The sequence below is a fragment of the Flavobacterium sp. genome (assembly GCF_046296355.1).
Taxonomy (GTDB): Bacteria; Bacteroidota; Bacteroidia; order Flavobacteriales; family Flavobacteriaceae; genus Flavobacterium.
In genome coordinates this window covers 225,985-238,065 of sequence record NZ_JBKBLM010000001.1, presented here as the reverse complement: position 1 = coordinate 238,065, position 12,081 = coordinate 225,985, and the positions used below count along the sequence as shown (strand labels likewise).

Below are 12,081 nucleotides of genomic sequence, written 5' to 3'. Positions count from 1 at the left end.
TACTTAACTAGTAAAGTTGGTGCAATAAGCGGGAAAATTGATGCAATAACTAGAAATGATAATTGATAAAGTGGGAATAATGATTGTATAATGTGAAATGATGGTGTAAGTATTGGAAGCTTTTATGGGAAAAATAAAATTGTTGTGTGCTTTAGAGTTGGGTTTGAACCTTAATCATCAATAAATGAATATAGTAAATATTTTTTCTTATTTTTACTACATCTAACCCTTAAAATGAATAACTTATGAAAAAAATGTCACTCACCTTTTCGTTTTTGGTTATTAGCATTAATTGCTTCAGTCAAATGTTATTACATAACGATAACGATATTTCACATCCTTTAGTGGTTTACAGTACAATGAGCAATAATCCAACACCAGCTGTTAATTCTCCTAAAGTATATAACATTTATTTTCACATTTTAACAGAAGAAGGGGGTAGTAGTAATGTAGGAGAAGCACAAGTTATGGATGCGGTGAAAAATTTAAATGTTGCTTATAATCAATTTTACATTTTTTTTAAGTATAGAGGGTTTGATAACATATATTCAAATGAACATATTAATATTAGAACCCCTGGAAATACGATATCTCCATTATTGCCAACACAAGATGATTTGCATAGTTTTAGTCTTCAGAACAATCATCAAGTTGATAATGCTATTAATATCTTTGTGGTTCATAATTTTTTGCAAATAGATAATGGAATAGAAACTGTTTTACCTGGTTATGTTTCTTATATTTTAAATCCTAATGTTGGGCATAATATGCCAAACATTTTTATTCCAGAAGCATTTTTTACGACAGGAGTTTTAGTTCATGAAATGGGGCACATATTCGGTGCAAGACACACCAATGAGAATGGCGTTGGGTTAACACCAATCAATTCATCAGTTTGTGAACGGGTTACTAGAGATCCAGATAACATAAACTCTTATTCGGGTTTTAACGCTGATTCTGCTGGTGATGGAAATGTAGATACTTATGCATCGCCATTTGAATATGAAGATGCAGATGTTGATGAAAATGGAGTTTATATAGGTCATCAAAGGGATTGCTCAGGATTCAATGGATATGATAGTAATGGTAACAACTTACCTTATTTACCTGGTGTCTTATATGTTACTTATCCTGTACCAATTAAAAACTTTATGAATGTGAATCGCATTGAAGACATTCAATTTCAAGGAGAGTTTACATTTAATCAAGGTGAGAGATTCCGTAATTATGTAGAAGACCCTATAAATTCTCAATTAGCATTATTTGCAACTACAGTTGAAAGTTTATACGAACCTTTTGAAACTACCAATATAGGTGGAAATGCCATAATAAGCGTAGAGGATTTAGGCAATGGCTATGCTACCGTGTGTAGAAACCTTTTAGAAAAACACCGCTTTCAAAAAGGGTTTGATTATATATTTCCGGAAAATGATGGTGATCCAGATTTAATTAATGTAAATATAAACAATATTCCTGTTGATATAAATCATTCTCTAGATTATCCAATTATTATTAATCAAATAGACCCTACTCAAATTGGAACAGTTACAGTTGTTTGTACAAGAGGAGTCATTTGTACCGAAGAAGAATTTGTTTCAGGTACTGATTTGATTACTGATTTTATAGGAAGTTATAATTTTACTATTGAACAATGGGATAAATTGAAGGTAAACGATCCTAACTTGTACGATTATTTGCAAGCACATAAATATCATATTATCAAAAAAGTGACTGAAACAGGTGTATTATATGAGGTAGTTGTTTATAAAGAATAAAGCGATGAAAATTTCAATTTCCATATTTTTGTGCTTGTATTCTTTACAATCTTTTTCACAATCGCCTGACATAGCCTGGCAGAAATTGATAGGAGGAAACTTAGGTGAATTTGGCACTTTTGTTTTTACTATTCAAGACAATAATGTGTTAATAGGATGTCGTTCAAACTCAAATGCATCAGGGGATAAAACTCAAAACGCAAGAGGTGGTGTTGATTATTGGTTAGTAAAAACAAACGATGCAGGTACTGTACTTTGGGATAAAACTATGGGTGCCGGACCTTTACAGTTTGGCACTGACAATAATGATATTTTGGGTTCTGTTTATGAAACTACCGATGGGAAAATTTTGGTGGGAGGGTACTCAAATGCTTCTATATCCGGTGAAAAGACCGAGGTTAGCAGAGGAAATTATGATTATTGGATTTTAAAATTGGATGCTTCTGGTTCCATATTATGGGATAAAACGATTGGAGGTAATAGTCTTGATGGTCTTACTGATTTTTTTGAAACCAATGATGGCAATTATATGGTTGCTGGGGCATCGGAATCCTCAAATACAGGTGAAAAGACGGATCCCTCGAGAGGAGGTTCTGATATTTGGATTTTAAAACTAGATACCATGGGTAATATTATTTGGCAAAAAACGATAGGAGGGTCTAGTGGAGATGTATTAGATAAAATTATTCAAACGATAGATGGTGGTTTTATGATAGCAGGGACTTCAAGTTCTAATATATCAGGTGAAAAAACGGAAAACAGCTATGGGCTAAGGGATTATTGGGTAATCAAACTTGATGCTAATGGGGTTATACTATGGCAAAAAACTATTGGAGGTAGTGGTGACGATTTTTGTGAAACAATAATTGAAACGAGTGATGGAGGTTATTTGGTTGGCGGGCATACTGATTCAAATATATCAGGGTTAAAAACAGAAAATTCAAGAGGAGGTAAAGATTTTTGGACAATAAAATTGGATATGGCCGGAACTATACAATGGCAGAAAACGTTAGGTGGTAGTAGTGATGATTCTTTGTATGGGATGACTCAGTGTCTGGATAATGGTTATATACTAACCGGATCTACGTTATCGGGGATTTCGGGAGATAAGACAGAAGCTACAAAAGGAGATTATGACGCTTGGGTTGTTAAGGTTGATGAAAACGGCAACATACAATGGCAAAAAGATATAGGAGGAACTAATATTGATGGGTTGCGTTGTGTCACACAATTTGCTGATGGTTCATTTATTCTTGGTGGAGGCTCTCAGTCATCAAATTCATTTGATATTACTGAAACAAATCACGGGCAAGGCGATATATGGGTAGTGAAATTAAACCCTGAAAATTTGGCTACAACCGGTTTTGAAGTGTTGCAAAATGCTAATTTATATCCTAATCCTACCTATGGAATTATAACGATTGATTTTGAATCATTAGTGGATAATTTTACTGTTACTGTGAGTAACCTTTTAGGACAGAACATCAGTAAAGATGATTTTTCTAATCTAAGCACTCTTCAGATACCTATCGTTGGTCAATCGGGGGTTTATTTTGTTACTATACAAACAAAATTAGGTGCAAGAAAAGTATTTAAAGTTATCAAAGATTAATTTTTTTAGACAAGACTATTTATCCCTAACTTGAGAAAGTTGGGGTTTTTGTTTCTATTTAGTTTCCAAAAGTTAAAACGGCTTTTCCTCTAGCCCCGATTTTAGCTAGCTACCGTGTAGCGCGGAAAGCGGGAATATGGATGGCAAAAATGCCCGAACCATTGCTTCGCCAATTCGCTATCGCTCGGGTCGCTCCTGATTAAAAACAGTAAATTATATTCACAAAAAAAGCCACCCGAAATAGGATGGCTCTCTTTAGAATTAATAGTCTTATAACCTAGTTGATCAAGATATCGTCAATTTGCATTGTCGTTGTGATACCAGTTCCGCTTCCTGAGTATTCGAATACAAAGAATCCGTTTCCGGTTAATGAACCCGGAATGGCGTAGTTACCACTATTGGTAAAGTTCGTTGGATAACCTGAAGACAATCCCGGAGAAATGGTGAAACTTGAAGTAATGTCAACATAAGTGGCATTAGTCGCATTGGTTCCCGGAGCATAATCGGTGGTGTAATATACTTTCAAACAGTTCCCGTTAGCGAAACCTGCTTTTGATTTGAAAGAGAAATTGCTAGCTGCTGCAAAATCAACCGGTACAAAGAACAAGGTTCTGTTGGTTTCCGGTGTTCCTCCGAATGACGTCATTTGGATGTAACGGTTACCACCAAACGTTTTGATTTGCCAATATCTTCCTCCAACTACAGCATCATTGATGTAAGCCGGGAATATTTGCTGATTGGTAGTAGTGTAAGTTGTAAAAGGCTCGTTTAATGAGGCTGTATAATTGATAGCTGTACCTCCGATTGGTGGGTAGAAGTCAATAGACAAACGATCATTAGTTAAGTTGATATCGCTTTCTGTTCTTACCATAAATTGGTAATCAGAGTTGTATTTTGTTAAAACACCTCTAACTTTTCCGCTTTTTGACGGTACGGCTTTAGACGCGAAAGTGGAATAAGAACTAACTCTAACGATAATTGTATTTCCGAATTCATTAGTGATTAAGTGATTGGTAGCACCGCCTAAATCATTTAAAGTAGCGTCAAAATAAGTTTTTCCTATTGAAGCATCTGTGAATTGTACGTTGTCAAACTCAATCAGTTTATTTAAATACGAATCGTTTAAAGCTTGGTTAATGGTGATATTATTGATGATAGCACTTTCTTCTACTTTAGTACATGAACGTGTTATAACGCTTTGGTATTCTACCGGAGAAATTCTACCTACTTCGTCATCAGTTGTGATGTCTGGTGTTCCGTTATTGTATAGGTTACCAATAACCGGTGAACCAAACTCTCTAACGATATATCTGTTTTTCATATCGACAAATACTTTTCTTCCCGGTTCGTATTTGGTATACAAGTTATAATCGTCAACAGGAATACTGAATCCTTGTTGGCCATCAACCGAAACCAAAGAAATTGATTTATAGAAGTTTCCACCTTCATCACTTGAGGTTACATAAGCTTCAATAATATCTTCACCTTCATATTTTACATAAGAAGCTGTTGCCAAAGCTGCGATTTCCTGAACGGTTTTGGTGGTTGTTAAGTCGGTACAATTACCGCTTAAATCCGGGTCTTTGAAATCATCATTTACACAACCTACAAAGGTGGCTGCTGTAAATGCTAATGCTAAAAATTTTAAGTTTTTCATAGTCTTTTTTTAGTTATTAGAATAAACTTTTACTTTATCCACTTGAAATAATCCGTCTAAAGTAGTTCCGTTACCGGTTACTTTGAAGGCGATATGTACTGTGCCTGAATAAGAAGACAAGTCAATTTCACCTGATGGTATATAAGTGTAGTTATTGGTAGTGTTATTGGCCACAACGGCTTCTAGTTCGGTCCAAGTTGCTGCTAAAACATTAGTTCCGTCATAATCAGTAGCAATAAATACTTCTAATTTATTTTCGGGATTGTCAACAAAGTTAGAGGCTGACGAAAAAGATAAAACAGCGTTCGCTCCTTCAGAAATATTGATGGCTGGAGTAATTGCCCAACCGATATTAGAAGCCTGGCTGCTTCCGAATGGACTAAACTGAATGTAACCGTCGTTGTTAAAATCTCTTTCAATCCAAAGTTTGGTTCCGGTTTCGGCGAAATTGGTCCAACCTTCAAAATCGAAAGTGGCATTGTAATCAATTTCAGGTTCCGGAAAATCTTCAGAGAAAATTAGGGGTTTGAATGGCGCAATCTCGGTGTCATCCGAACAACTTACGGCAATACTAACAGTTACTATTGCCAAAAATGATTTAAGTATATTTTTCATAGTTCTAATAGTATTAGAAGTTAATGTATAAGTTTAAGAAATAGGTTCTTCCGTAACCATAGAAATATTTCGGTCCGAATGATGGTGTTCCGTTAGCATTATCTGCTTGTAAATCAGGGAATGTTGCTTTTCTTGATTGTTCAAAACCTCCGGTTTTATATTCAAAATCTAAAACGTTATTGATAGAAGCAAAGAAACCGAAAGTGTCATTACCTACTTTCCAAGATTTACCACCAACTAAATTTAGTAATGTAATTGGGTCAAATTTTTCTTGTTTCAATAATTCTCTTACTGCTTCTTGTGTAGCACCTTCAAAACCTAAACCGTTTGCATCAGCCACGAAATTTTCGGTTCTTAAGATGTTTGAAATACTGATGTAACTGTCTGCTAAGTAATTGATATTGGCACCAATCCACCAGAATTTTGGATCTCTGTATTCTAATCCAAAAGAGTAAGCTTGTTGTGGCATTCCAGGTAATCTGTATCCTTTTAAATACGATTTACCAAAGTCAAATATTGGCGTTGAATTGGTTGAAGTTGCCAAAGCATCATCATTTACTTTTAGGTTAGGATTGTTATCATAAGTGTATTGACCGTATGATGCAGAACCTGTAGCTTTAATGGTAGAGGTAACTTGGTATTCAAAACCAAACTCAGCACCTACGTGTTTCTTATTGATTCCGGTTACAATTTCACTGATAAAAGAATCGGTGTCTGTATCTCCATCTTCACCTGCATCAAAAATGCCTTCTCCATAGAAGAATGAAATTTGAGTCGCATCAGAAATTTTGTTATAGAATCCTGTTAATCTTGCTTTGAATTTTGGTGCTTTAATGATGTAACTTATATCAGAACCCATCACTGACTCGCTTGTCAAATCAGGAGTAATGTTATTGTTTAAACGCGCATTTGAGAATGTGTTTCTAAGGTTTGGCGCTTTGGTCATATAAACACCATTCATATCTATGAAATGTTTACCGCTAATTTTATACGTCATTCCTCCTTTGAAACCGAAGTTTTCAAAAATAGCTTTAGCGCTTTTCCCATAGGAGTTGTTGGCGTAAATCCCGTTTCTGTAATTTCCTTCTCTTTGGTATTCTGATCTGGAGAATGTTTGTCCTAAATAGAAATCTACTTTCTTATAATTGAACTTGAATTGTGTAAATCCGTCAAAAGTAATAGCATTCAAATCATAGTTATAGCCGTAAGCATCGCCTTCTACTACTTGTCTGTCCGGATTATTCAAATCCGTTTGTGTTGCCTCACCGGTAAAAAACGGATCAACATCGTTGAAAAAAGTACCACCTAAAAGGTCAACCAATTTTTGGTAGTTTCTTGATTTTAACTTTTTGAAGTTAATCCCGGCATTCATAACGATGTTGTCGGCAATAGAGGAATTCAAATAAGAATTAGCACTCCATTGTTTATCGTCAACACGATCTTCATATAAAACATAAGAACTTCTTTGTCCTCCGTTAACAATAACATTGGCGTTATAAATCTCTCTCCAATTAATCTGTCCGTCATTTAAGAAATTGGCTTCGGCTTGAACCGCACTTGGATTGGTGTAACCAATAATGGTTACGTTATCCGGAGCATATGTCGGCACGTAGTAAGACTGGTCATTCAAATAATAACTTGGTAAGTTTTTGTAATACGTTGGATCAGGGTTATTGGCCAATTGGAAATCCAAACGACTGTTGCCTACAAATCCTACTTGGTACGCAACATTTGTGTTCAAGTTGGTTTTATTGCTGATTTTCCAAAAATGGCTCAACATATTAATTGGCTCTTCAATTTCTTTGTATCTTGAATTTCTTTTTTCTCCTTCTTGCCAACCCCAATAAGAGTTGTATTCAACGCCTTTTAAACGAGTTACCTCATCGGTATTCGGAGAACTTTTGCCTCTCTTGTTTTGTGCAAAAATAGAAGTGAAATTAATCGAGTGATTGTCATTGATTTTCTTTTCTACACTGGCAAATACTGAATTAGCAGCGTAGTTAGTTCCTTCAAAATAGCCTTCATCTGCCCATCTTCTGGAAGCAGAAACTACAAAGGCCCAACCGTCTTTACTCATCCCTGAAGCATGAGTTCCCATCATTCTCCAGCTGTAGTTGGTGTTGGTTCCTGAAAAAGAGATTCTCGAACCTTTACGGTAAACAGATGCTCTGGTGTTAATCTCTTGAGTTCCTAAAACACCCCCGAAAGTATAATCAGACGGCGCAGAACCCATGGTAAACTCTTGGTTTCTTGTGGCATCATTTAATCCACCCCAATTGCTCCATTGTGGTCTTCCGTCATAAATTTTATTCATTGAAATACCATTAATCATGGTAGTACTATACTCATTGTCTAAACCTCTGATTCTGAATCGTGCTTGTCCCCAGTTAAAGGCTGCCGCTTGTTGATAAACATCTCTGGAAGCTTGTAATAATCCCGAAGTACTTTCGGAACCACTATTGTCATCACCTAAGTCATTTTCAGTAATGGTAACTAAACTTAATTGTTGCTCTGAAGTTATATCTTCTTCAAAAACAATAACTCCTAAATCTGCCATTTTCCCGGTTTCGACTTCAACTACTAATAATTGATCTTTATAACCGGTGCTTTTGATTTGCAGTAATTGACTGCCTGTGGGTACTTCCTTGAAAATAAAAACACCACTTCCGTCAGACAAAGTTGTCAAAATAGTGTTTTGAATAGAAGCTACGACATTTTGTAATGGTTTTTGTGTTTTAGAATCTACTACTTTCCCTGTAATTCCGGTGGTAGTTTGTCCAAAAACAAAAAACACTTGCATTACAAATAAAGTACTAATAACAAGTTTTTTCATAAATAAAATTAAATTAATTTTTCCTTTGGTTAAGCCTTAATGAAAACTTAACAGCCGACAAATGTACATCATTTAATAATATTATCTACTTTTGGCCCAAAGTTTGTAAAAAACTTGACATTAAATTAATACACCCTTTATGAGAATTAAAACCTTTATATCGCTTTTCTTTGTTTTATTCGCAATTTCGACTGCCAATGCCCAAGGAAAAAAGTATAATATTCATACGGTAGCCTTCTACAATTTTGAAAATTTATTTGACACTATTAATGGTTCCAATAACGATGAAGAATGGTTGCCCAACGGAGCCCAAAATTGGACTTCCAGAAAATACAAACAAAAATTGCACAACTTGGCCAGAGTTCTTTCTGAAATTGGAACCGGTGAAAACCCTAATAACTCACCGACATTAATTGGCGGATGTGAAATTGAAAACAGAGGTGTTTTAGAAGATTTGGTCAAAGAACCACTCCTTATTAATAAGGACTATGGTGTGGTTCATTTCGATTCTCCTGACAAAAGAGGAATTGATGTAGCGCTTTTGTACCAAAAGAAGCATTTCAAACCAACCAGTTTTAAAAATATTCCTTTGCTGATTTACAGAAACCAAGAAGCAAAAGACGATAAAAAAGACAAAGAAGAAACTACAGACGACAAAAACGAAGTGACTACTGACAACAGGGTTTACACTCGTGACCAACTTTTGGTTACCGGTTTTCTCGATGGGGAAGAAGTAAACATAATTGTGAATCACTGGCCATCGCGTTCAGGTGGTGAAAAGAAAAGCTCTCCTTTCCGCGAAGCCGCAGGAAGATTGAACAGACAAATCATCGATTCTATCTACAAAATCAACCCTAATGCTAAAATCATTACCATGGGCGATTTAAACGATGGTTCTTATAATAAAAGTGTAAAAGAAGGCATTGGCGCCAAACGCAAAAAGGAAGAGGTAAAACAATTTGGCATCTACAATCCGTTTGAAGAAATGTTTTACAAAGGAAATGCCACTTTATTCTACAGAGATGCCGGTGATATTTTTGACCAAATTATGGTTTCAGAAGCCTTTATAAAATCCGATTATTCTTCTTTCCGCTACTGGAAAGCAGGGATTTATAACAAACCTTATATGATTACCACAACCGGACAATATAAAGGTTATCCGCTAAGACACGGTGCAAATGAAATAGGTTATAGCGACCACTTTCCAGTTTACATCTATCTGATAAAAGAAATGAAATAATTTTAAAAGTCTCGAGCACATCGGGACTTTTTTATTTTATAACTTTACAAAAAAAGCACTCATGGCTGTAGCAAAACCTTTCAACCTCAACCAATGGATAAACGACAACCGTCATTTGTTAAAACCACCCGTTGGGAACAAAAACTTATACGTTGATTCAGGCGATTATATCGTAATGATTGTTGCCGGACCCAACGCCCGAAAAGATTACCACTACAACGAGACCGAAGAGCTGTTCTACCAACTCGAAGGCGAAATCACCGTTTACATCCAAGAAGACGGTGAAAAAAAAGCCATGAAGCTTTCCGCCGGCGATATGTTTTTATTGCCCGCCAAAGTGCCACATTCTCCATCACGTTCAGAAAATTCCATAGGATTAGTCGTTGAACGAAAAAGAAACGGAAAAGACATACCCGACGGCTTACTGTGGTTTTGCGACCATTGTAACCACAAACTTTACGAGGTTTATTTCGAGTTAAACGACATCGAAAAAGACTTTTTACAACATTTCAATCATTTTTACAATTCAGAAAAACTCAGAACCTGTGACAAATGTGGTACAGTAATGGAAGCCGATTCAAGATTTACTTCAAAATAATTTTCAGGAGCTAATCCAGCTATCCACTATATCTTTTTATGATTAAAAAAATCATAAAAAGGATGTCGTTCCTATCCGGGCTAAAATTCAAAATAAACGATTACTTTTGCAATCACTAAAACAAATAAACTTATAATGTCAACAATTGCACAACAATTCGGCATGACCGAAGCCTTAGAAATATTAGGCATAAAAGCCATCAACGAAGGAACTTCTACCGGGAATAACCATTTTTCAAACGGTGAAATCTTAGCAAGTTATTCTCCCGTAGACGGACAATTAATCGGAAAAGTAAAAACCACTACGCCTGCAGATTACGAAAAAGTAATGCAAACCGCCAGCGAAGCATTCAAAACATTTCGTTTAATGCCGGCTCCAAAACGCGGTGAAATCGTGCGTCAGTTTGGGGAAAAATTAAGACTATACAAAGAACCACTTGGGAAATTAGTGTCCTATGAAATGGGGAAATCACTACAAGAAGGTTACGGAGAAGTTCAGGAAATGATTGACATCTGTGATTTTGCTGTTGGTTTATCTCGCCAACTTCACGGATTAACGATGCACTCAGAACGTCCGGGTCACAGAATGTACGAACAATACCATCCGCTAGGAATCGTTGGAATTATTTCGGCTTTTAATTTCCCTGTAGCCGTTTGGGCTTGGAACACTGCTTTGGCATGGATTTGCGGTGACGTTTGCGTTTGGAAACCTTCTGAAAAAACACCTTTGTGCGGAATCGCTTGTCAAAATATCATCGCCGAAGTATTGAAAGAAAACAACCTTCCGGAAGGAATCTCTTGTTTAATCAACGGTGATTATAAAGTCGGGGAATTAATGACACATGACAAACGCGTGCCTTTAGTTTCAGCTACCGGTTCAACTCGTATGGGTAAAATCGTGGCGCAAGCTTGTGCGGCTCGTTTAGGCAATTCCCTTTTAGAATTAGGTGGAAACAACGCCATCATCGTAACTCCGGATGCTGACATCAAAATGACGGTAATCGGCGCAGTTTTCGGTGCAGTTGGAACCGCAGGACAACGTTGTACTTCTACTCGAAGATTAATCATCCACGAAAGTATTTATGATAAAGTAAGAGATGCGATTGTTGGTGCTTATGGCCAGTTGAGAATTGGAAATCCCTTGGACCAAAACAACCACGTTGGACCACTAATCGATACGCATGCGGTTGAAATGTACAGCAAAGCTTTAGAAAAAGTAGTGGCTGAAGGTGGGAAAATATTAGTAGAAGGCGGCGTTCTTTCGGGCGAAGGTTACGAAAGCGGCTGTTATGTAAAACCAGCCATTGCTGAAGCAGACAATTCATTTGAAATTGTGCAACACGAAACTTTTGCTCCGGTTTTATACTTATTAAAATATTCGGGTGATGTTCATGATGCTATTGCGATTCAAAACGGTGTGGCACAAGGTTTATCTTCTGCGATTATGACCAACAACTTGCGTGAAGCAGAAGCTTTCTTGTCGGTTGCCGGTTCAGATTGCGGTATTGCCAACGTTAACATCGGAACTTCGGGTGCTGAAATCGGAGGTGCTTTTGGTGGTGAAAAAGAAACCGGTGGCGGCCGCGAATCGGGTTCAGACGCTTGGAAAGTGTATATGAGAAGACAAACGAATACGATTAATTACACGACTAGTTTGCCATTGGCACAAGGCATTAAATTTGATTTGTAGTCTTTTTTAAGTAATTGGTAATTAGTGATTGGTGATTAGAAAAATATTTTTCAAACGACTAA

General features: G+C 36.4%; 8 protein-coding genes. 5 read left to right on the top strand and 3 right to left on the bottom strand.

Annotated features, from left to right (window positions below):
* The first annotated feature begins 245 nt into the window (after nt 1-245).
* Both ACK4HO_RS01150 and ACK4HO_RS01145 read left to right on the top strand, forming a co-directional pair.
* Nucleotides 246-1,775, top strand: coding sequence for a hypothetical protein (locus tag ACK4HO_RS01150; RefSeq protein WP_409661370.1), 1,530 nt, complete (start codon nt 246-248; stop codon nt 1,773-1,775).
* 4 nt (nt 1,776-1,779) lie between these two features.
* The gene (locus ACK4HO_RS01145; RefSeq protein WP_409661367.1) at nt 1,780-3,387 is read left to right on the top strand and encodes a T9SS type A sorting domain-containing protein; all 1,608 of its coding nucleotides are present in this window, start codon (nt 1,780-1,782) and stop codon (nt 3,385-3,387) included.
* 277 nt (nt 3,388-3,664) lie between these two features.
* On the opposite strand, the gene ACK4HO_RS01140 is transcribed toward ACK4HO_RS01145, so the two are convergent.
* The 3 genes from ACK4HO_RS01140 to ACK4HO_RS01130 are packed head-to-tail and all read right to left on the bottom strand — an operon-like array spanning nt 3,665 to nt 8,492.
* The gene (locus tag ACK4HO_RS01140; RefSeq protein WP_409661364.1) at nt 3,665-5,044 is read right to left on the bottom strand and encodes a DUF5689 domain-containing protein; all 1,380 of its coding nucleotides are present in this window, start codon (nt 5,042-5,044) and stop codon (nt 3,665-3,667) included.
* A 9-nt stretch (nt 5,045-5,053) separates the two neighbouring features.
* Complete coding sequence (locus tag ACK4HO_RS01135) at nt 5,054-5,659, bottom strand: DUF5017 domain-containing protein (protein WP_409661361.1); 606 nt, start codon at nt 5,657-5,659, stop codon at nt 5,054-5,056.
* Between the two features lie 13 nt (nt 5,660-5,672).
* Nucleotides 5,673-8,492 carry a carboxypeptidase-like regulatory domain-containing protein gene (locus tag ACK4HO_RS01130; RefSeq protein ID WP_409661359.1) on the bottom strand — a complete coding sequence of 940 codons (2,820 nt, stop codon included), beginning with the start codon at nt 8,490-8,492 and terminating at the stop codon, nt 5,673-5,675.
* Between the two features lie 139 nt (nt 8,493-8,631).
* On the opposite strand from ACK4HO_RS01130, the gene ACK4HO_RS01125 reads away from it, so the two are divergent.
* From ACK4HO_RS01125 to ACK4HO_RS01115, 3 genes are all read left to right on the top strand, one after another.
* Nucleotides 8,632-9,732 (top strand): endonuclease/exonuclease/phosphatase family protein, encoded by a 1,101-nt coding sequence (locus ACK4HO_RS01125; protein WP_409661356.1) that lies wholly within the window; start codon nt 8,632-8,634, stop codon nt 9,730-9,732.
* 61 nt (nt 9,733-9,793) lie between these two features.
* Entirely contained in the window at nt 9,794-10,330 is a 537-nt protein-coding gene (locus ACK4HO_RS01120) for a 3-hydroxyanthranilate 3,4-dioxygenase (RefSeq protein WP_409661353.1), read from the top strand.
* Between the two features lie 135 nt (nt 10,331-10,465).
* Entirely contained in the window at nt 10,466-12,019 is a 1,554-nt protein-coding gene (locus ACK4HO_RS01115; RefSeq protein WP_409661350.1) for an aldehyde dehydrogenase family protein, read from the top strand.
* Nucleotides 12,020-12,081 lie beyond the last annotated feature (62 nt).

What these genes read in the sequence shown, in the direction of transcription:
- ACK4HO_RS01135 (WP_409661361.1), bottom strand. Translation starts at nt 5,659, where the DNA reads ATGAAAAATATACTTAAATCATTTTTGGCAATAGTAACTGTTAGTATT.
- ACK4HO_RS01130 (WP_409661359.1), bottom strand. Translation starts at nt 8,492, where the DNA reads ATGAAAAAACTTGTTATTAGTACTTTATTTGTAATGCAAGTGTTTTTT.
- ACK4HO_RS01120 (WP_409661353.1), top strand. Translation starts at nt 9,794, where the DNA reads ATGGCTGTAGCAAAACCTTTCAACCTCAACCAATGGATAAACGACAAC.
- ACK4HO_RS01115 (WP_409661350.1), top strand. Translation starts at nt 10,466, where the DNA reads ATGTCAACAATTGCACAACAATTCGGCATGACCGAAGCCTTAGAAATA.
- ACK4HO_RS01145 (WP_409661367.1), top strand. Translation starts at nt 1,780, where the DNA reads ATGAAAATTTCAATTTCCATATTTTTGTGCTTGTATTCTTTACAATCT.
- ACK4HO_RS01150 (WP_409661370.1), top strand. Translation starts at nt 246, where the DNA reads ATGAAAAAAATGTCACTCACCTTTTCGTTTTTGGTTATTAGCATTAAT.
- ACK4HO_RS01125 (WP_409661356.1), top strand. Translation starts at nt 8,632, where the DNA reads ATGAGAATTAAAACCTTTATATCGCTTTTCTTTGTTTTATTCGCAATT.
- ACK4HO_RS01140 (WP_409661364.1), bottom strand. Translation starts at nt 5,044, where the DNA reads ATGAAAAACTTAAAATTTTTAGCATTAGCATTTACAGCAGCCACCTTT.